This is a genomic window from Alsobacter sp. R-9 (genome assembly GCF_054612375.1).
The window spans coordinates 1-19,328 of sequence record NZ_JBTSWJ010000018.1 but is presented as its reverse complement, the minus strand read 5'-3'; the positions used below and the strand labels follow the sequence as shown (position 1 = coordinate 19,328).

Annotated in this window: 21 protein-coding genes and 1 pseudogene; 15 read left to right on the top strand and 7 right to left on the bottom strand. The window is 72.1% G+C overall.

The genetic code is table 11. From position 1 onward, the window contains the following. The first annotated feature begins 4 nt into the window (after window positions 1-4). On the top strand, window positions 5-1,039 hold the full coding sequence (locus ACX9GQ_RS22385; protein ID WP_459631825.1) for a glycosyltransferase family 2 protein: 1,035 nt from the start codon (window positions 5-7) through the stop codon (window positions 1,037-1,039). 199 nt (window positions 1,040-1,238) lie between these two features. Further along, the gene (murJ, locus tag ACX9GQ_RS22380) at window positions 1,239-2,765 is read left to right on the top strand and encodes a murein biosynthesis integral membrane protein MurJ (RefSeq protein WP_459631824.1); all 1,527 of its coding nucleotides are present in this window, start codon (window positions 1,239-1,241) and stop codon (window positions 2,763-2,765) included. On the opposite strand, the gene ACX9GQ_RS22375 is transcribed toward murJ, so the two are convergent. From ACX9GQ_RS22375 to ACX9GQ_RS22365, 3 genes are read right to left on the bottom strand one after another with little or no spacing between them, the layout of a single operon-like run. Continuing rightward, window positions 2,731-3,123 (bottom strand): hypothetical protein, encoded by a 393-nt coding sequence (locus ACX9GQ_RS22375; RefSeq protein WP_459631823.1) that lies wholly within the window; start codon window positions 3,121-3,123, stop codon window positions 2,731-2,733. The two genes, murJ and ACX9GQ_RS22375, sit on opposite strands and share 35 nt — an antisense overlap. A gap of 59 nt (window positions 3,124-3,182) precedes the next feature. Further along, window positions 3,183-4,355, bottom strand: a complete 1,173-nt coding sequence (locus ACX9GQ_RS22370; protein ID WP_459631822.1) for a YbfB/YjiJ family MFS transporter — start codon at window positions 4,353-4,355, stop codon at window positions 3,183-3,185. Then, complete coding sequence (locus ACX9GQ_RS22365; RefSeq protein ID WP_459631821.1) at window positions 4,355-5,206, bottom strand: branched-chain amino acid aminotransferase; 852 nt, start codon at window positions 5,204-5,206, stop codon at window positions 4,355-4,357. Before ACX9GQ_RS22365 ends, ACX9GQ_RS22370 begins: the two co-directional genes overlap by 1 nt. A 272-nt stretch (window positions 5,207-5,478) precedes the next feature. Between ACX9GQ_RS22365 and ACX9GQ_RS22360 the strand changes: the two genes are divergently transcribed. From ACX9GQ_RS22360 to ACX9GQ_RS22315, 10 genes are all read left to right on the top strand, one after another. Then, complete coding sequence (locus ACX9GQ_RS22360) at window positions 5,479-5,754, top strand: STAS domain-containing protein (RefSeq protein WP_459631820.1); 276 nt, start codon at window positions 5,479-5,481, stop codon at window positions 5,752-5,754. A gap of 4 nt (window positions 5,755-5,758) precedes the next feature. After that, window positions 5,759-6,118, top strand: a complete 360-nt coding sequence (locus ACX9GQ_RS22355; RefSeq protein WP_459631819.1) for a response regulator — start codon at window positions 5,759-5,761, stop codon at window positions 6,116-6,118. A 67-nt stretch (window positions 6,119-6,185) separates the two neighbouring features. Next, the gene (locus ACX9GQ_RS22350; RefSeq protein WP_459631818.1) at window positions 6,186-8,366 is read left to right on the top strand and encodes a chemotaxis protein CheA; all 2,181 of its coding nucleotides are present in this window, start codon (window positions 6,186-6,188) and stop codon (window positions 8,364-8,366) included. After that, window positions 8,366-8,869, top strand: coding sequence for a chemotaxis protein CheW (locus ACX9GQ_RS22345; RefSeq protein WP_459631817.1), 504 nt, complete (start codon window positions 8,366-8,368; stop codon window positions 8,867-8,869). The genes ACX9GQ_RS22350 and ACX9GQ_RS22345 overlap by 1 nt, the downstream gene beginning before the upstream one ends. A gap of 39 nt (window positions 8,870-8,908) precedes the next feature. Next, window positions 8,909-9,751 (top strand): CheR family methyltransferase, encoded by an 843-nt coding sequence (locus tag ACX9GQ_RS22340; RefSeq protein ID WP_459631816.1) that lies wholly within the window; start codon window positions 8,909-8,911, stop codon window positions 9,749-9,751. After that, window positions 9,751-10,368, top strand: coding sequence for a chemoreceptor glutamine deamidase CheD (locus ACX9GQ_RS22335; RefSeq protein ID WP_459631815.1), 618 nt, complete (start codon window positions 9,751-9,753; stop codon window positions 10,366-10,368). Before ACX9GQ_RS22340 ends, ACX9GQ_RS22335 begins: the two co-directional genes overlap by 1 nt. After that, complete coding sequence (gene cheB / locus ACX9GQ_RS22330) at window positions 10,368-11,507, top strand: chemotaxis-specific protein-glutamate methyltransferase CheB (RefSeq protein WP_459631814.1); 1,140 nt, start codon at window positions 10,368-10,370, stop codon at window positions 11,505-11,507. Before ACX9GQ_RS22335 ends, cheB begins: the two co-directional genes overlap by 1 nt. Then, on the top strand, window positions 11,500-11,886 hold the full coding sequence (locus ACX9GQ_RS22325) for a response regulator (RefSeq protein WP_459631813.1): 387 nt from the start codon (window positions 11,500-11,502) through the stop codon (window positions 11,884-11,886). The genes cheB and ACX9GQ_RS22325 overlap by 8 nt, the downstream gene beginning before the upstream one ends. Before the next feature lie 114 nt (window positions 11,887-12,000). Next, entirely contained in the window at window positions 12,001-12,882 is an 882-nt protein-coding gene (locus tag ACX9GQ_RS22320; protein ID WP_459631812.1) for a ChbG/HpnK family deacetylase, read from the top strand. 58 nt (window positions 12,883-12,940) lie between these two features. After that, window positions 12,941-14,581, top strand: a complete 1,641-nt coding sequence (locus ACX9GQ_RS22315; protein ID WP_459631811.1) for a methyl-accepting chemotaxis protein — start codon at window positions 12,941-12,943, stop codon at window positions 14,579-14,581. Window positions 14,582-14,585: 4 nt separating this feature from the next. On the opposite strand, the gene ACX9GQ_RS22310 is transcribed toward ACX9GQ_RS22315, so the two are convergent. After that, window positions 14,586-14,948 (bottom strand): DUF6477 family protein, encoded by a 363-nt coding sequence (locus ACX9GQ_RS22310; protein ID WP_459631810.1) that lies wholly within the window; start codon window positions 14,946-14,948, stop codon window positions 14,586-14,588. A 108-nt stretch (window positions 14,949-15,056) separates the two neighbouring features. Here ACX9GQ_RS22310 and ACX9GQ_RS22305 point away from each other — a divergent pair, with 108 nt between their 5' ends. Next, on the top strand, window positions 15,057-15,656 hold the full coding sequence (locus ACX9GQ_RS22305) for a DUF6456 domain-containing protein (RefSeq protein ID WP_459631809.1): 600 nt from the start codon (window positions 15,057-15,059) through the stop codon (window positions 15,654-15,656). 18 nt (window positions 15,657-15,674) lie between these two features. Here ACX9GQ_RS22305 and ACX9GQ_RS22300 read toward each other — a convergent pair whose 3' ends face one another. From ACX9GQ_RS22300 to ACX9GQ_RS22290, 3 genes are all read right to left on the bottom strand, one after another. Then, the gene (locus tag ACX9GQ_RS22300; RefSeq protein WP_459631808.1) at window positions 15,675-15,995 is read right to left on the bottom strand and encodes a cupin domain-containing protein; all 321 of its coding nucleotides are present in this window, start codon (window positions 15,993-15,995) and stop codon (window positions 15,675-15,677) included. A 12-nt stretch (window positions 15,996-16,007) separates the two neighbouring features. Then, complete coding sequence (locus tag ACX9GQ_RS22295; protein WP_459631807.1) at window positions 16,008-16,433, bottom strand: SufE family protein; 426 nt, start codon at window positions 16,431-16,433, stop codon at window positions 16,008-16,010. Between the two features lie 101 nt (window positions 16,434-16,534). Beyond that, on the bottom strand, window positions 16,535-16,849 hold the full coding sequence (locus ACX9GQ_RS22290) for a hypothetical protein (protein ID WP_459631806.1): 315 nt from the start codon (window positions 16,847-16,849) through the stop codon (window positions 16,535-16,537). A 306-nt stretch (window positions 16,850-17,155) separates the two neighbouring features. On the opposite strand from ACX9GQ_RS22290, the gene ACX9GQ_RS22285 reads away from it, so the two are divergent. After that, window positions 17,156-19,012 carry a sensor histidine kinase gene (locus ACX9GQ_RS22285; protein ID WP_459631805.1) on the top strand — a complete coding sequence of 619 codons (1,857 nt, stop codon included), beginning with the start codon at window positions 17,156-17,158 and terminating at the stop codon, window positions 19,010-19,012. After that, window positions 19,005-19,328: pseudogene (locus tag ACX9GQ_RS22280) on the top strand (hypothetical protein); the annotation flags it as partial. The gene ACX9GQ_RS22285 and the pseudogene ACX9GQ_RS22280, both read left to right, overlap by 8 nt.

The following is a 19,328-nucleotide window of genomic DNA, read 5'->3' as shown; positions in this document are numbered from 1 at the left end:
CGCCATGCAGCCCGTGATCCCCCCCGAACGTCCTGACTCATCGCCCGCTGATCCCCGCGGGCCCGAGCTCAGCGTCGTCATCCCCGTCTTCAACGAAGGCGCCAACATCGACCTTCTCGCGGCGCGCGTGCAGCCGATCCTGGAGCGCGTGGCGGAGAGCTTCGAGGTCGTCTTCGTCGACGACGGCTCGCGCGACGACACGCTGGCCCGCATCCGCGCCCTCCATGGCGGAGACCCACGCTGGCGCGCCGTCTCCTTCAGCCGCAACTTCGGCAAGGAGATCGCCATCGCTGCGGGGCTCGACCACGCCCGCGGGCGGGCGGTCGTCATCATGGACGCCGACCTCCAGCACCCGCCGGAAATGATCGAGACCTTCATGCGCCACTGGCGCGAGGGCTACCTCATGGTCTACGGCCAGCGCACGGACCGCGAGGCCGACGGCCCGCTGCGGCGCGGCTTCACGCGGGTGTTCTACCGCCTGTTCCAGGCCTTCGGCGAGACGCCGCTTCCCGAGGGGGCCGGCGATTTCCGCCTGCTCGACCGCAAGGCCGTCGACGCGCTCCGGCAGATGGGCGAGCGCGCCCGCTTCTCGAAGGGCCTCTACGCGTGGATCGGCTTTCGCCAGATCGGCGTGCCCTTCGACGTCGCCGAGCGCGCGCACGGCAGCAGCAAGTTCAACGCCCGCAAGCTGTTCCGCTTCGCCTTCGACGGCATCACCAGCTTCTCCACCGTGCCGCTGCGGCTGTGGACCTACATCGGCGTGTCGGTGTCGGCGCTCGCCTTCGTCACGGCGGTCTACTTCGTCGCCGAGACGATGATCCGGGGCGTCGACGTCCCCGGCTTCGCCTCGCTCATCGTTTCGGTGATGTTCTTTGCGGGCGTGCAGCTGATCTCGCTCGGCGTCATCGGCGAGTACATCGGCCGCATCTTCGCCGAGGTGAAGCGCCGCCCGCTCTACATCGTCGGCGACAGCGTCGGCTTCGACGCGGCCGACGTCGATGCCGCCCGGCCGCTCGGGCCCGAGAGACGGCGCGCGTGATGGGTGTCCCGGTGGCGCTGCGGCGCGAACCCTTCGTCCGGTCCTCCGGACCACCTTCTCCCCGCCTGCGGGGAGAAGGGAGAGCCGGGACCTCCTCCGGAAGGACCATGAGCAGTCGGGCGTTTTTCCCTTCGCCCCGCTTGCGGGGAGAAGGTGCCCCGCAGGGGCGGATGAGGGGACATTCGGCGGGCTCGCGCCGATGCTGAAGAGCATCCTCTCCGTCGGTTCGTTCACGCTGCTGTCGCGCCTGACGGGCTTCATCCGTGACATCGTCATGGCCGCGGTCATGGGCACCGGGCTCGTCGCCGACGCCTTCGTGGTGGCGCAGCGCCTGCCCAACCACTTCCGCGCGATCTTCGGGGAGGGCGCCTTCAACTCGGCCTTCGTGCCGACCTACTCCAAGGCGCTGGAGACGCGCGGGCAGGAGGCCGCGCTGCTGCTCGCCGGGCGGCTGATGTCCCTGCTGATCGTCGTGCTGCTGGTGCTGACCGGCCTCGCCTTCCTGTTCATGCCGCAGGTGGTGGCGCTGCTTGCGCCCGGTTTCCCCGACGAGCCGGAGAAGTATGCGCTGGCGGTGACGCTGACGCGCATCACCTTCCCCTACCTGCTCTTCGTCGTGCTGGTGACGCTCGTCTCGGGCGTGCTGAATGCCGCGGACCGCTTCGCCGCGGCGGCGGCAGCGCCGATCCTGCTCAATGTGTCGATGGTGGCCGCGCTCGCGGTCGCCTTCCTGTTCCCCACGGCTGGCCATGCCGCCGCGTGGGGCGTCGCGGCGGCGGGCGTCGCCGAACTCCTGCTCGTCCTCGTGGCGGCGCATCGCGCCGGGTGCCTGCCGCGGCCGCGCGCCATCGTCTTCGACGCCGACATGAAGCGGTTCTTCCGGACGCTGGGCCCTGCCGTCATCGGCGCCGCCGGCGTGCAGATCGCCATGTTCGCCGACACGATCATCGCGTCGCTGCTGCCGACCGGCGCCGTGTCGTCGCTCTACTACGCCGACCGGCTCTACCAGCTGCCCGTCGGCGTCATCGGCATCGCGGCCGGCACGGTGGTGCTGCCCACCATGGCCAAGCGCCTCGCGCTCGGCGACGCCGCCGGCGCCCACCGGGCGCAGAACCGGGCGATGGGGTTCACGGCGGCGCTCGCCGCGCCGTTCTTCGTCGCCTTCCTGCTCATCCCCGAGCTGATCATGGCGGCGCTGTTCATGCGCGGGGCGTTCACCGCCGACTCGGCGGCGGCCGCGGGCGCGGCGCTGGCGGCCTACGGCGTCGGCTTGCCGGCCGTCGTGCTGATCCGCTCGGCCATCGCCAGCTTCCACGCCCGGCAGGACACGCGCACCCCGCTGATCGCCTCGTTCTCGGGCATCGGCGCCAACCTGCTCCTCAAGATCATGCTCTACGAGCGCTTCGGCGCTCCGGGCCTCGCCTTCGCGACCGCCGTCGGCGCCTGGGTCAACGTGCTGCTGCTCGTTCTCATGGCGCGGCGGCGGGACTACATGGTGCCGGACCGGGACCTTGTTCGCACGCTGTTCGCCGTGGCGGGATGTTCTGCGTTGCTCGCGATCGTCACGCTCGTTGCCGGGCCGGCCGTGGCCCGCTGGGCCGCCGGCTTCGGCGGGCTCGCGCCGCAGGTGAACCTCGGCGTGCTCGGCACGGTGGGCGCCGTCGTCTACTTCGGCGCGCTGGCGGTGCTGGTCAGGGCTTTACGACTTTCCGTCCGCCGCTCCTAGGCGGCGGGTTGTCCGGAATGTCCGTCGCCGCCCGGCAATAGGCATAGCCTGCGCCGTCGGGAAAACGCTGCTTGAGGATCTCGAGCCAGCGCTCGCAGTCCGCAGCCTCGAAGAAGCACGAGGTCTCGGCCCGCCAGTCCATGAAGATGCGCTCGGCGGAGTTGTCCAGCCGCCGCCCGCCGGCGAAACGGCCGATCGTCAGCACCTGCGGCCCGTAGTAGGGCACCATCACCGTACAGCTGCCGCCGCGCTCGCGCGTGTAGCGCAGCGTATGCTCAGGCGACACCGGCGGTTGCGTGAAGCCCCCGGCGAGGAGCGCCGCTCCGAGGACGGCGGCGGTGAGGACGAAGCGACGCATGCGAGGGTCCGGGCGCCCGGGGATCGCGCCGACCCTGCGCCCGGATGGTTGACGGAAGGTTACCGCCGGTCCCGCAGGCTCAGCACCAACTCGGCGGCGAGGCCGGCCGAGAGCACCAACGCCGCCGCGAGGAACAGCGACTGGTAGGTGTGGGTCACCTCGATCAGACGGGCGAGGGCGAAGGCGCCCGCCCCCTGCATCAGCGCGAACAGGATCGTCAGGATCGCCCAGGCGCGCGGCCGCCCCTCCGGCGCGATCAGCGCGTTGGACCGGGCCGCCACCAGCGAGAAGCTGCCGACGGAGCAGGCCCCCGCGAACACCGACGTCGCGGAGAGGACGAGGCTGTCCCGCGCCACGAGGGGGATCAGCACGGAGGCCGTGAGGCCGAGCGCGCCGCAGCGCAGCACCGGCGCGATGCCGAACCGGCCCGCCGCGCGGCCCAGCACCTGCGGCCCCAGCACGGCGCCGATGCCGAATAGCGTCCACGCCGCGCCACCGGCGCCGAGCCCCGCGCCGGCCTCCCGTGCCAGGAAATCCACCCAGAACACCGTGTGCGGGACGTAGCCGGCGGCCATCGCTGCGTAGAGGACCGTCAGGCCCCAGAAGGCGAGGCCGAAGCGGACGGCGGGGGCGGCAGCGGCGTCGCCCGCCGCGGCCGAGGGAACGACGGGACCCGGATCGGGCAGCCAGAGCAGCGCGAGGACCGCGAGCACCAGCGAGAACGCCGCCAGCGCCAGCCACAGCACCGTGGACCCGTAGCCGGCGAGGAGGGCCAGGAGGAGGCCCGACGTCAGCATTCCAGATCCAGGCGCCGCGAAGATGCGGCCGCCAGCCCGGGTGCGCAGCGCCACCGGGACCAGCGGCAGCAGGATCGGCGGCGCCAGCACCATCATCCACGCGCCGGTGGCCCCGGCCACGAACCGCCACAGCGCCAGCCATGCGAGGCCGAGGGGCAGCGCGCTGGCGGCGAAGGACAGCACCGTGGCGGCGAGCGCCCACTGCATGGTCGGGCGGAACCGCAGGGCGCGGCAGACGCGCTCCGCCGTCACGGCGCCGACGAGGTACCCGGTGAAGTTCGCCGCCGCGAGGTAGCCGGCGCCCGCCGGCGTCAGCGTTCCGTCGCCGACCAGTACCGGGATCAGCGGCGGGAAGCCGAAGCGCGCGAGGCCGATGCCGACGAGGATCGTGCAGAACCCCGCGGCTTCCAGCCTTCGGATCGCGGCAGCGTCCATCAGGCGTGGGCGTAGGCCCAGTAGAGCTCCCGTGCCTTGCGGAAGGCGGGACCCGGCTGGAGGTTGCGGTCGTCGATGCGGATGACCGGCTGCACCTTGCCGTAGTTGCCCACCGAGAAGATCTCGTCCGCGCCCGTGAAGTCGGCGTAGCCGAGCGCGCCTTCCACCACCTGCGCGCCAGACTCGCGCAGCAGCTTCAGCGTGCGCTGGCGCGTGATGCCGTTGAGGAAGGTGCCGTTGGCGATCGGCGTGAACACCACGCCGTCCTTCGCCATGAAGATGTTGGCGGTGGCGAGTTCCGCCACGTTGCCGAGCATGTCGAGCAGGAGGCAGTTGTCGAAGCCGCGGCTGCGGGCCTCCACGAGCGCGCGGGCGTTGTTCGGGTAGAGGCAGCCCGCCTTGGCGTCGAGGGGCGCCGTCTCGCGCGTCGGCCGCCGGAAGGGCGACAGCGTGATCGATGAGCCGACCGGCTGGGGCATCGGGGCCTCGTGCATGCAGAGGCAGAACCGCGTCGAGGTCGGGTCGGGCATCACGGCACTGGGGCCGCCGTGCTCGGCCCAGTACATCGGACGGATGTAGAGTTCCGCGTTGGGCCCGAACTTCTTCAGGCCCTCCTCGCACAGCGCCCGCATGTGCTCGACCGTCATGGTCGGCTGCAGGCCGAGCGCGGTCGCCGAGCGGTTCACGCGGGCGAGGTGCAGGTCGAGGTCGGGCATCACGCCCTCGAAGGCGCGCGCGCCGTCGAACACCGAGGACCCCAGCCACAGGGCATGGGTGCGCGGCCCGACGATCCCCGGGTTGCCCTCGAGCCAGGCCCCCTCGAACCACGACCACGTCTGCGACAAGCTCATCACGTCCTCCATCGGCGACTCGAAGCCGCCATCCAAGTCCCGCAGGCACACCCCGTCAACACGGCGCCACCGCAGGGCCGGGCTGCCCTGCGCGCGTCCAACTGGGACGGCGGTCCTTTATGCAAAGGTCAAGACCGACCCTGCCACATGTTGTGTAACCGAAAGAATGTGCCGTTCCACCCGGACCTTAACCGTGGTTCACCCTGCCCACCCATCGGTTTTTAACTTTTCCCTGCCTAACGTCCCGGTTGTTGCTTGCCTGGAGACACACCTTGGACTTGGCCCTCACATCCGAGCCGACGCGCGACGAGATCTTCGAGGTCTACGGGAAGATGAAGGACGCGTTCGCGGCCAACGACAACGTGCGTTTGCACGTGGCCGAAGTGAACCGCCTGACGCCCGCTCTCGCCCAGCTGATCATCGCCGCCGGTCGCGCGGCGCCGGGCCGCGAGGGCGCGTTCACGCTGGTGTCGCCGACGGCTGGGCTGGTCGACGGCTTCCAGGCCCTGGGCTTGTTTGCCGATTTCATGACGGTGGGGATGGAGTAAGGCGGTGCGAATTCTGGCGATCGACGACACGCGGACCTTGCGTGAACTCCTCTGCCGCACCCTCAGGGCGGCTCAGTACGACGTGGTGGAGGCCGAGAACGGCGAGGAAGGTCTCTCGCGCTTCTCCGAGCACCGCCCCGACGTCGTGATCACGGACCTGAACATGCCCGTCCTCGACGGGATCGAGTTCACCCGCGCGGTGCGCCAGCGCCCCGACGGCGGCGAGGTGCCGATCATCATCCTCACCACCGAGAGCGGCGCCGAGATCAAGGCCGAGGGCCGCAAGGCCGGCGCCACGGCGTGGATGGTCAAGCCCTTCGACCCGCAGCGCCTCCTCGACATGCTGGGGCGCCTGCGCAAGTAGCGCGCCGGAGCGACCCTCGCCGTCCCGTCACTGCCAAGACCCGTCACTGTCAAGACACAGGCCCGCCATGGACGCCCTAGCCGAGATCCGCGGCATCTACTTCGACGAGTGCGACGAGTTCATGGGGCAACTCGAGACCTGCCTCGCCGCCATTGCCGACGGCCGCGCCTCCTCCGAGGACATCAACGCCGCCTTCCGCGCCGTCCACTCCGTCAAGGGCGGCGCCGGCGCCTTCGGGCTCAACGAGCTGGTCGAGTTCGCCCATCTGTTCGAAGCCTGCCTCGACGCCCTGCGCTCCGGCCGGGTCGCCATCGAGGACGCCCCCGTCGACACGCTGCTGCAGGCCGGCGACGTGCTCTCCGAGGTTATCACCGCCGCCCGCGACGGCGGCTCCCGCCCGCCGCCGCCCGATCTCGTGCAGGCGCTCGAGGCGATGGCCGGCGGCAACCCCGTCAAGAAGCATTCGGCCGCCGAGATCGACGCCCTCAACGACGGCCTCGCCGGCGCTCCCTCCGACGAGCCCGAGCCCGTCGAGGACGCGCCCGCCGCCCCGCCGGCCCCGGCCCGCCACAAGCTCGAGGTCCGCATCGCGCCGGACCGGGACGTGTTCCGCCGGGCCTTCGACCCGCGCATGGTGTTCGATGCGCTCGGCGTGTTCGGCGGCATGGAGATCGTCTGCGACACCTCGCAGGTGCCGGCCTTCGACGCGCTCGACCCGCTCGACTGCCACCTAGTCTGGGTCATCACCCTCGACACCGATGCCAGCGACCAGGTCATCGTCGAGACGCTCGACAGCTTCCTCGCCGACCACGAGTTCCGCATCGCCCGTCCCGGCGACGCCGTCGCCGAGGAGGCGTCCGCGTCGATCGACATCCCGCTCATCCCGCTCGATGCCCATGCGGACGCCGATGCGGCTCCGGTCCCGGCGACGGCCGGCCCGGCCGCCCCGCCGCCCCCTGCCTCGACGGGCGGCGGCAACGGCGGCGCCCCCGGCAACGGTTCGGGCTCCGGCAGCGGCCAGCCTCCCGCCCGCCGGACCGGCGGCGGCACGATCCGCGTCGACCTCGACCGCATCGACCGCCTGATGAACCTCGTGGGCGAGATCGTCATCACCCAGTCCATGCTCACCGAGCGCGCCGGCGTGCTGCCGAAGCGCGAGGCGGCGGCCTTCGTCGACGCCCTGTTCTCGCTGGCCCGCCAGACGCGCGAGCTGCAGGACAACGTCATGGCGGTGCGCGCCCAGCCGGTGAAGGTGGTGTTCCAGCGCCTGCCGCGCCTCGTGCGCGAGCTGGAGCGCACGCTCGGCAAGAAGGCCCACCTCGTCCTCGCCGGCGAGGACACCGAGGTCGACAAGACCATCGTGGAGGAGCTCGCCGACCCGCTGATCCACATGATCCGCAACGCCATGGACCACGGGCTGGAGACGCCCGAGGAGCGCATGGAGGCGGGCAAGCACGCCGACGGCACCATCCGGGTCAGCGCCGAGCACCGCGGCTCGCGCATCCTCATCTGCGTGCAGGACGACGGGCGCGGCATCAACCGCGAGCGCCTGGTCGCGAAGGCGCGCTCGCGCGGCCTCATCGCCGCCGACGCGCCGGATCCGACGCCCGAGGAGGCCGACAACCTCATCTTCCACCCCGGCCTCTCGACCGCCGCCGCCGTCACCGACGTGTCGGGCCGCGGCGTCGGCATGGACGTGGTGCGCCGGAACGTCGAGGCGCTGGGCGGCCGCATCACCGTGGAATCCACCCCCGGCCGCGGCTGCAAGTTCACCCTCGGCCTGCCGCTGACGCTGGCGGTGCTCGACGGCATGATCGTGCGCGCCGGCACCGAGCGCTTCGTGTTCCCGCTCTCCAACATCGTCGAGACGATGCAGCTCGACTCGAAGACGGTGGAGCAGCTGCCGGGCGGCCGACACATCCTTCAGTTGCGCGGCGAGATCGCCCCGCTCCTCAAGCTGCGCGAACTGCTGGGCATCCGCGCCATCGGCAACGAGCCCAATGTCGTCATCGTCGAGACCGAGACGGTGCCGCGCCTCGCCATCGCGGTCGACGAGATCGTCGGCCAGCAGCAGGTCGTGGTGAAGAACCTCGAATCCTCGTTCCGCCGCGTCGAGGGCGTCAGCGCCGCCACCATCCTGGGCGACGGCCTCGTCGCGCTCATCCTCGACGTCGACGCCCTGCCGGGCCTCTCCCAGACCCAGCGCCGCCTTCCCTCCGCCACCGAGATCAACACCGGAGCCGCCTGATGTCGCTCGCCCCTGACGCCGCCGCCCCGCAGGCCGCCCACGGCGGACCCGCCATCGCCGCCGGCAAGCCGCAGCAGATCGTCACCTTCAAGGTCGAGGGGCGCTCGTTCGGCGTCGACGTCGGCGCGGTCCGCGAGATCAAGGGCTGGCAGCCCACGACCCCGCTGCCCAACGCCGCCGCCCACGTGCTCGGCGTGATCAACCTGCGCGGCGCCATCATCGCCGTGTACGACCTGCGGCAGCGGCTCGGCCTCGGGCCATCGCCCGTGTCGCGCTCCTCGGTCGTGATCGTGCTCGACCTCGGCGAGCGCTACGGCGGCATCCTCGTCGACGCCGTCTCCGACATCGTCGACATCCTGCCGTCCGACCTGCGTCCCGCCCCCGAGATCGCCGGCGACGGCGACGACGTGCTGCAGGCGCTGCTGGTCAAGGGCGACGAGGTCGTCGCCCTGCTCGACCTCAACGCCATCGTCCGCGAAAACACCCCGTCCCTGGCCGCCTAACCCCCCGCCGACGGCTTCAACGCTGAGGACCGCCGTTCCGTGCTTGCACATGCAATCGAAGATGGTGATTTCACCCTCTCACAACGCGATTTCGAGCTGATCGCCGGAATCGCGAAGGAGCAGGCGGGGATCGTCATCCGCGCCCACAAGATGGCCATGATCCGCGGGCGGCTGCTGCGCCGCCTGCGCGCGCTGCAGCTGCGCTCGGTCACCGAGTACTGCGAGCTGCTGCGCGGGCCGGAGGCGGAGCGCGAACTGCCGCAGCTGCTCAACGTCCTGACCACCAACCACACGGCGTTCTTCCGCGAGCGCCACCACTTCGACCACATGCGGTCGAACGGCCTGCCCGAGACCTACGCCCGCGCCTCGCGCGGCGACGGCCGGGTGCGCATCTGGTGCGCCGCGTCGTCAACGGGCGAGGAGCCCTACACGATCGCGGCGACGGTGGTGGCCTCCCAGCCCCCGCGCAACCTCGACGTGAAGATCCTGGCGACGGACATCGACACGGACGTGCTCGCCCGCGCCGAGGCCGCCGAGTACACCCGCGAGGTGTACGAGCGCTCGCCGCCGGACCTGAAGGGCCTGCTGCAGGTCGAGAACGTGGACCGGGACACGGTCCGCATCGGCGCCAACCTGCGCAAGCTGCTCACCTTCCGGCAGCTCAACCTCGTCACGCCCTGGCCGATGAAGGGCCCGTTCGACATCATCATGTGCCGCAACGTGATGATCTACTTCGACGCGCCGACCAAAAAGAGCATCGTCGACCGTTGCGTCGACATGCTGCGGCCCGGCGGGTGGCTTTATCTCGGCCACTCCGAATCCCTGTCCCCGCCTCACCCGGCCTTCGAGCTGATCGGGCGCACCGTCTACAGGAGGCGCTGATGGCGCTCTCTCCGGCGGCCCCGCCGCCCGGGCGCCGCTCCTTCCAGGACGCGAGCTCGGGCCAGACCCTGGTGTCGGTCGCCCCCGGCGACCACTACGTCACCAACGATGCCAACGAGGTGGTGGTGACGCTGCTCGGCTCGTGCGTGGCGGCCTGCGCCCGCGACACGGTGACCGGAGTCGGCGGGCTCAACCACTTCCTGCTGCCGTCCAGCGACGCCCACGACCTCGCCCAGGGCGGGGACGAGGCCATGCGCTTCGGCGACTACGCCATGGAGACCCTGCTCAACTCGATCTACCGCAAGGGCGGCGCCCGCGGCCGCATCGAGTTCAAGATCTTCGGCGGCGCGCGGGTGCTCGGCGGTAATACGATGTTGAAGATCGGCGAGCAGAATATCGCCTTCGTGGAGCGCTTCCTGAAGACGGAAGGGTTCCCGATCGTCGCCCGCTCCGTGGGCGGCACGGCGCCCCGGCGCCTGCGCTTCCATCCCGCCACCGGGCGGGCCTTCGTCCAGGAACTCGACCGCACGAGCGCGGCGACCGTGACGACGCAGGAAGAGAACTACCGGAACACGATCTCGCGTCGTGCTCCGGCGGGCGATGTGGAGTTCTTCTGATGCGCAACGGCCCTCCCTATCGCGTCTTCGTCGTCGACGACAGCCGCACCATCCGCCGCCTCATCGGCGCCATCGTCGAGGAGACCGAGGGTCTCGTCCTCGCCGGCACCGCCGAGAGCGCCGAGGATGCGTGGGACGTGCTGCGCCAGCCCGGCGTCGAGGTCGACGTGCTGTCGCTCGACATCGAGCTGCCGGGCATGAACGGCATCGAGTTCCTCAAGAAGATCATGGGCGTACGCCCGCTGCCGGTGCTCGTCGTCTCCGGCCACACGGACGCGTCCGCCGACCTGACTCTCGAGGCGCTCCAGAACGGCGCCATCGACTGCATCCAGAAGCCGGACGGCCGTCCCGACGAGATCGACCGCTTCATCGCCGACACCGCCGCCGGACTCATGCGGGCGGCGCAGAGCAACCGCCGCGCCTCCACCACGAGCGCCCCGGCCGCGACCTCCGGCCTGCAGGCCATGCTGCGCATCGCGCAGGGCGGCGGCGCCGCCGGAGCGATGGCCTCCGCCGCGATGGACCCCGACGCGATCGTCTGCATCGGCGCCTCGACCGGCGGCGTGCCGGCCGTATGCAAGGTGGTCAGCGGCCTTGCGCCCGCGCCGTTCCCCATCGTCGTCGTGCAGCACATGCCGCCGAGCTTCACGGCCCGCCTCGCCGCACGCCTGCAGCAGACGACGGGGCTGCCTTCCATCGAGCCGACCGACGGGCAGCGCCTGACGGCCGGCACCGTCTGGGTCGCACCCGGCGGCCGCCACCTGCGCATCGTCCGCAAGTCCGGCGGCTACGTCGCGGCGCTCTCCGACGAGGCGCCCTATAGCGGCCACAAGCCGTCGATCGACCTGATGTTCGAGAGCGCGGCCCGGCAGGCCGGCGCCAACGCCACCGGCGTCATCCTCACCGGCATGGGCCGCGACGGCGCCGAGGGCCTGCTCGCCATGCACCGGGCCGGCGCGTGGACCATCGCGCAGGACGAGAGCACCTCGGTCGTCTACGGCATGCCGAAGGTGGCCGCGAGCCTCGGCGCGACGGACGTCATCCTGCCGCTCGACCGCATCGCGGACGGAGTTCTCGCCAACGTGTCCGGCCGGACCGCACGGTCCGTCCGCAAGTCCATGGGAGGCCGCAATGGCTGATCTGAAGTCGAAGAAGGTCCTCGTCGTCGACGACCAGAAGAGCATGCGCGGCCTCGTCCGCTTCGCGCTGCTGCAGATGGGCATGGAGACGGTCGACGGCGCCGAGAGCGGCGAAGAGGCCATCAAGAAGCTCACCCAGGTGCGCTACGACCTCGTTATCACCGACCTGCACATGGGCGGCATCTCGGGGCTCGGCCTGCTCAAGGCCATCCGCCAGCACCCGGTGCTGCGCGGCACCCCGGTGATCATGGCGACGAGCGAGACGTCGTCGGACACCGTGCGCCAGGCCAAGACGGCCGGCGTCGATGCCTTCATCCTCAAGCCCGTCGAGCCCAACGCGCTGCAGCAGCGCGTCAAGACGGTGCTCAAGGTCGCCTGAGCCGCGACCATCCCGGCGAGTTCGGCGGGCCGTCCGGAGCGATCCGGGCGGCCTCGCCGTTTCAGGGCCCTCCGTGCTAGGGAAACCGCTCCCGCGCGTGCCAGCAGGAGCCGGATGTCCCGCTTCGCCCCCCGTCCCACCCGGTTCGCCCTCGTCGCCGACGACTTCGCGCTGACGCCGGGCGTGTCGCGGGCGATCCTCGATCTTCTCGGCCGCGGGCGCCTGTCGGGCACCGGCATCATGGCGAACCGGCCCCATTGGCCCTCCTTCGCCGCGGACCTTCGAGCCTTCGACGGCGCCGCCGACCTCGGCCTCCACCTCAACCTGACGCTGGGCGCGCCGATCACGGGGCGCAGCCCGGTGCGGGGAGGCGGGGACACGCTGCCCGCCTTTGGCGCCCTGGCGAAGGCGGCCTTCACCGGCGGCCTCGACGCGGCGGCGCTGCGCGACGAGATCCTCGCCCAGGTCGACGCCTGCGCGGACGGACTCGGTCGCCTGCCGGACTTCATGGACGGCCACCAGCACGCGCATGTGCTGCCCGGCGTACGGCATGCGCTGCTCGACGCCGTCGCCCGCCGCTGGCCGCACGACGCCCGACCGTGGCTGCGCGACCCGTTCGACACGCCGGGAACGGTGCTGGCGAGGGGCGTCGCCGTGCCGAAGGCCCTCGTCATCGCGGCGCTGTCCGTCGGCTGGCGCCGGCAGGCCGCGAATGCGGGCTGCGAGACGAACCGCGGCTTCGCCGGCGTCAGCCCGTTCGACCCCGCGCGCGATTTCGGGGCGGACATGGCGCGCTTCCTGTCCGTGCCCGGCCCCGCCCATCTCGTGATGTGCCATCCCGGCTTCGTCGACGACGAACTCGGCCGGATCGACCCCGTCGTCGCCACGCGGCCGCAGGAGCACGCGTGGCTCGCGGGGGATGGGTTCCCGGAGCTGCTGGCGAAAAGCAGGATGGAAAGAGTGCGTTTCGCCGCGTTGCAGGGCGATCACCCTTAACGGTGTCTTCAACTTAGGCGAGCACATTGCCCCATCCCGCAATTCCTGGCGGTGGCGCGTGACGCTCGACCCTCGCAAATCGCTGCAGGCCTTCCTCGCCGCCTCGGTCGCGGCGGTGGTGGCAGTCGTGCTGGGCTGCGCGTTCACGTTCTCGCAATGGCAGAACCGCGCGCGCACCATGGCCGACTTCAGCGCCAAGAACGCGGCGCTCACATCCGTCGTCACGCCGCTCCTCGCCGACGCGCTCACCCGGACAGATGCCGCCGGCGCCCGCGCGGTGCTCACCGTGCTTCTCACGGACGAGGACGTTCACGCCGCCACCGTGCTGGACACTGCCGGGTCGGTCGTCGCCCGTGTCACGGCCGCCGCGTTCCACAACAGCGGACCGCTGTCCCTCGACGTCCTGCGCCAGCAGGGCAAGATCGCCCCCGGCTGGCCGCCGAAGTCGGAGGTCGAGGTGCGGGGCGACGGCTTCACGCTGCGCGTCAAGCCGATCATCGACCGCAGCGGCGCTGAGCTTGGCTTCTTCGTCGTCCGCTTCTCGCACGATCGCCTCGACGCCCGCCTGCGCACGCAGATGCTGCAGGACGCGATCACCGGCCTCATGGTGGTGGTCGTCGTCGCGCTGCTGCTCTTCGTGGCGCTGGGCCGGCTGACGAAGCCGATCCGGGCGCTCGCCAAGGCTGCGCGCCACCTCGCCCGTGGCGACCTCTCCGTCAGCGTTCCCGCCACCCGCCGCCAGGACGAACTCGGCGCGCTGGCCCACGCGGTCCAGCTCGTCAAGGACGGCCTCGGCGACCGCAGCGACATGCAGAAGCGCTCCGAGGCGGACCGCGCCCGCCAGGAGGACCGCCAGTCGCGCATCGACGCGCTCGTCGCCGATTTCCGCCTCGCCGTGCGCGAGGCCCTGACGTCGGTTGCCGCCAACAGCGAGCAGATGACCTTCGCCGCCCGTACCATGTCCGGCATCGCCGCAGAGTCGGCGACGCGCGCCAAGGCCGCAGCCCGCGCGACGCGCGACGCGTCCGACAGCGTGCGCGGCGTCTCCCGCGCCTCCGACGCGCTGGCCGCCGCCATTGCCGACATCGAGAGCCAGGTCATGCAGACGCGCGCGGTCGTCGTCTCGACGGCCGCCACGACCCGCGACACCACCGCCACCGTGCAGAGCCTCGCCGGCAAGGCGCAGGACATCGGCGAGGTCGTGAGCCTCATCCAGGCCATCGCCGCGCAGACGAACCTGCTCGCGCTCAACGCCACCATCGAGGCCGCGCGCGCGGGCGAGGCGGGCCGCGGCTTCGCCGTCGTCGCGTCCGAGGTGAAGAGCCTCGCCGGCCAGACCGCCCGCGCCACCGAGCGCATCGCCGACCAGATCGGCGCCATCCAGGGTGCTTCGGCCTCTGCCGTGGAGGCGATCGAGGCCATCTCCCGCGGCATGGAGCAGGTCGAGGGCTTCACCGCAGGCATCGTCGACGCGGTCGAGAAGCAGGCGAGTGCCACGGGCGAGATCGCCGCGGGCGTGTCGCGCGCCGCGAGCGGCACGGAGAGCGCCGCGTCCGACATGCATCAGCTCGACACCGTGGTCGGCGAGACAGACCAGGCCGCCGCCCAGGTGAGCCACGCGGCCGGCGACGTTGCCGAGCAGGCGAAGCGCCTGCACGCCACCGTCGACCGCTTCCTCGAGGCCGTCTCCGCCGCCTGATCCGTCAGCCGCGCCGGACCGGTCGCAGCAGCCGCTCCAGCGTCCGCCGTTCCGCCGCGAAGGCCTGCGCCAGCGCCACGTGCCGCGCGATGTCGTACGTCCAGTGTCCCGCCCGGCCGAGCCGGCGTTCCGCCCGCAGTGCGCGCGCGATGCGCAGCAGGATCAGCGCCGTCCGCCGCGGCTCGGCCTCCGGAAGGTCGAGCGTCGCCCGTGGCAGCACCCGCATCAGCGTGGCCTCGCGGCGATAGGCGAGGCTGCCTCGCCGCACGGTGCGGGCGACGGCCGCACGGGCGGCCTCTTCCCATAAAGAGGAAAATGAGCCTAGTCTTTCGCCGTGCGGCACGGCGGGTCGCGGCGTGGGCGCCATCGCAGCGTCTCCTGAAATCGAGAGGTGATGAAAGAACGGTGGTCCGCCGGAGCGGTTTCGAACGCACCGACATTAGGAACAAAGACATATATTCGCAAGGAGTTTCAGATGAGGAAGTCCCGCTCCCGCGCTGTGACACCGCCGCGGTCCCTTCGCCCGGGCCCCCTCCGGGCCCGCCACCTCGACCTGCACGAGGCCACCCTCGACGTGGAAGGCACGCCCCGCCGCGTGCTGCTCGACGGCGCAGAGAGCCCGCTCGCGTGGCTGCGGCGACGGCGCGGGACGGATGGCCTGCCTCTCGTCGGAGACGCCGCATTCGCGGCGGGAGAGCGGTTGCGCGCCGACATCGCCCGCGCCGGCCTGCAGCCACGCATGACGATGGACTGGACACGCCCGCCCGGCGGCGGCCGCCGCGGCCCCGCGGACGTGAGCGACGTCGCCCTCGACGCCCGCCAGCGGGTGCAGGACGCCGCCGCCGCCGTCGGCCGCGACATGGCGGGCCTTCTGATCGACGTGTGCGGCTTCCTGAAGGGGCTCGAGACGGTGGAGCGTGAGCGGCGCTGGCCGGCACGGTCGGCCAAGGTCGTCCTGCTGATCGCCCTCGACCGGCTGGCCGCGCACTACGGCCTCGCCGACGAGGTGCGCGGTCCCGCCGCCGCCCGTTCCCGCAGCTGGATGGCGCCGGACGCGCGCCCGACGATGGGGTGAGGGCGGGCCGGCCCCGTCTCAGGCCGGCGTGTCGAGGAGGGCGCCGTCCTTCACCTCGATCTCGATGAAGGCGATGGGGTGGGGCGAGCCGTTCATGACGTCGTGCTCCACCCCCGGCGGCCGGCGGTAGGACTGCCCGGCCTCCAGCGCCACCTCCGTGACCTTCGAGCCGTCGTGCACGCGCAGCGTGCCGGCGACCAGCATCACCACCATGTAGGGCCAGCCGTGGCGGTGCCAGCCGGTGACGGCGCCGGGCGCGAAGTCCCAGCGGGTGATGCGCACGGCGGCGTCGTCCACCTGCACGGTGGGGCGGGCGGGGATGTCGCAGGCGAAGGCCATCGCGTCGTCTCCTCAGGCCGCGAGGGCGGCGCGGGCGTCGGACTTGATGCGCTCCACCATGGAGCGCACCCCGTTGGAGCGCTGCGGCGTCAGGTGCTCGGAGAGCCCGAGCGAGCGGAACAGGTCCATGGCGTCGATCTCGGCGATTCGGGTCGCAGGCTGCCCCGAGTAGAGCGCCAGAACCAGCGCCACGAGGCCGCGGACGATGTGGGCGTCGCTGTCGCCGCGGAAGTCGAGCACGGGCGTCCCGTCGTCGCGGCGCACCCGCGTCTCCAGCCACACCTGGCTGGCGCAGCCCCGCACCTTGTTGGCGTCGTTGTGCGCTTCCTCCGGCAGGGGCTCCAGCGTCCGCCCGAGCTCGATCAGGTAGCGGTAGCGGTCGTCCCATTCGTCGAGGAAGGAGAAGTTCTCGACGATCTCGTCGATGGTCGCCGCCATGATGAATGCCCGTGGAGTTGCCGCCGGTCGCTGAGGCGCCTGTTTACAGGCTCCGGCCCGTCCGGTGTACGCAAAAACGCACCAGGCGGACGGATGGCCGCTCAGCGTGCCGACGATCGCGGTGGAGCGCTCGGCGAAGCCTGCGGCTGGGCCGGAGGACGTTCCGCCGGCCCGCCGGCCATGGAGCCGCGCAGCGTCGCGGCCATGTCGGCGCACGCCTGCGGCTTCGCGGCGCAGGCGGCGAGCGCCGCCGCGGCGGCGTCCCGGCCGAGCGTCGTGGAGGAGGGGAGGGCGCCCGTGACGGCCGGAAGCGCCTGGCTCGCCGCCTGCCGCAGGTCCGGTGCGGGGCCGACGTCGACCGGGGACAGGGCGTAGATCGCCCCGATCGCCAGCACTGCCCGCAGCATCACGCCCACGCCAAGGCTCCCTCGGCCATTCCCGACGCCGGCGACTCTCGCCGCTGCGCCTTAAGGCTCCGTCACCGGACGGTCCGGGGGCTCCCGTCGTGCGGGAAAGGGCCGCGTGGAAACGGTCCGTTCATCCTGTTGCCGCTTGATGGTGGATGCAGGCCGCCGCCGGCGCCCGAACGGCGTCGGGGGGCTTGCTTAGGGTTCGCTTAAGGCTGCGCTGCCATTGTCCCGTCCGGTGGAGCGGCGGGACAGCGGCCTCCCGGCGGGAGGCCGACGACACCGGACAGCCGGCACCGTCAGGGGTTGTGGGTCGTGCGTGAGTCGCGTGCATGGGGCGGGCTGGAGGGGCGGGTTCACGCCCTCGTGCACCCTGCCGTGCAGGCGAACCCGCCCGAGCGCGACCGCCACCGCTGGTTCATCGGCACCCGCCTCGTCATCGGCGCCATCGGCCTTGCCGCCGTGCCGATCGTGCTGGCGATGCACAACGCCCTCGTCGGCGTCGCCCTCGTCGTCATCGTGGGTCTCGTCGCGCAGGCCACGCTGGCGCTGTGGGCGTCGCGTCGCGGCGACCTTGAATGGCCGCACCGGATCTCGGTCGTCGTCCTCGCCGCCGTGCTCGGCTGGCTCGCGGGGCTCGGCGGCGCCTCGCAGGCGCCGGTGATGGCGATCCTGCCGATTCTCATGCTCGAGGCCACCGTGCTCGGCGGCCTGCGGGCGCTCGCGTTCACCACCGGCGTGACGCTGGCCGCCTTCAGCGGCATGGCGCTGGTGTCGGTGCTCGGACCGGCCGCCGCCGATCCGATGGCCGCCGCCCGCCTCTTCGTCCAGCATGCCGCCCTGCTCGCCGCCTCGGCCGGCGTCGGCATGTTCGTCGAGCGCGAGATGGTGCGCCGCCGCTCCAGCGAACGGGCCGTCGAGGCGCGCGACCGCCTCGTCAACGAAGGCTTCGGCGACCTCGTGACCCGCCACGACGAGCGGGGCGCGGTGCTGTCCGTCGGCCCCAACGCCGGGACGGTGCTCGGCGTGTCGCCGGCCTCGCTCGAGGAGCGGGGCCTCTTCGAACGCGTCCACGTCGCCGATCGTCCCGCCTACCTGAAGGCGCTGGCCGACGCGGCCGGCCCCCAGGCGCTGCCGGTCCGTGCCGAGGTCCGCATCCGCGTGGGCGAGGTCGACCCGACGCGCGGCCCCGCCGTTCCCGCCTATGGCTGGTTCGAGATCCGGGCCCTGGCGCTCGACCCGGCGGCCGGTGACGATGCGCGGCTCGTGTGCCTGCTGCGCGACGTTTCGGTGCAGCGGCTCCAGCACGACGATCTCGACCGCGCGCGCCGGCAGGCCGAATCGGCCAGCGAGCTCAAGAGCCGCTTCCTCGCCATGGTGAGCCACGAGCTGCGCACGCCGCTCAATGCCATCATCGGCTTCTCCGACATGCTCGCGGGCTCGCTGCCCCGGCCGCTCGACGACGAGCGCCGCCGCGAATACGCGCGGATCGTCCGCGACAGCGGCCAGCACCTGCTCGGCGTCGTCAACACGCTGCTCGACATCTCGCAGATCGAGGCCGGCACCTTCCCGCTCGATCCCGAGCCCGTCGACCTGCGCGACGTGCTGGCCGGCGTCACCGACATGCTGCGCCTGCGGGCGGAGGCCGGCTCCGTCACGCTGGTCTCGCACGTCTCGCCCGACCTGCCGCTGATCGTGGCCGACCGCCGGGCCTGCCGCCAGATCCTCGTCAACCTCATCTCCAACGCCGTGAAGTTCACGCCGGCCGGCGGGACCGTGACGGTGACGTGCGAGCGGGACGGGGAGGGCGTGCGGATCGGCGTGTCCGACACCGGGATCGGCGTGTCGCAGGATGACCTCGGCCGGCTCGGCGAGCCGTTCTTCCAGGCCCGCTCGGGCCATGACCGTCCCTTCGAGGGCACGGGGCTCGGCCTCTCGGTCGTCCGGGGGCTCGTCGGGCTCCATGGCGGCAGCATCGACTTCGCCTGCGGCCCGGAGAGCGGCCTGCGGGTGCGGGTGCGCCTCGTCTCCGGTGCGGCCGGACGCCCGGAGCCGGCCCCGGTCGTCGCTCCCTTCCCCTCCGCGCCGGCCGAGCGCCCGGCGGCGGCCGTCCTTCCGCCCCAGCGGGCGGCTTCTCCCGACCTCGAGCCGATGGTGAAGAAACGTGCGTGAAATGCTCGCCCGCGCCGACCATGACTTCGTCCTCGAGGAGCGCCGTCCGCGCAAGGGTGCCCGCAAGCGCGGGCGCCGCGTGTTCGCGGTGGTGTCGACCCTGTTCCGCAACCCGGGGCGCACGATCGTCGGCGCCGCGGCTGCGGCGGTGGGCGTCGGCATCCTCGTGAACGCCCTCGCGCTGCAGGGCGGCCCGCATCCCGCGCCCTTCTTCAAGGCGCCGCCGAAGGCCGAGCGTACGGCCCAGCCCGCGCCGGCCCAGCCGCCAATGCCGGCGCCGCGCCCCGCCGAGCGCGCGGCCGCAGCGCCCGCGCCG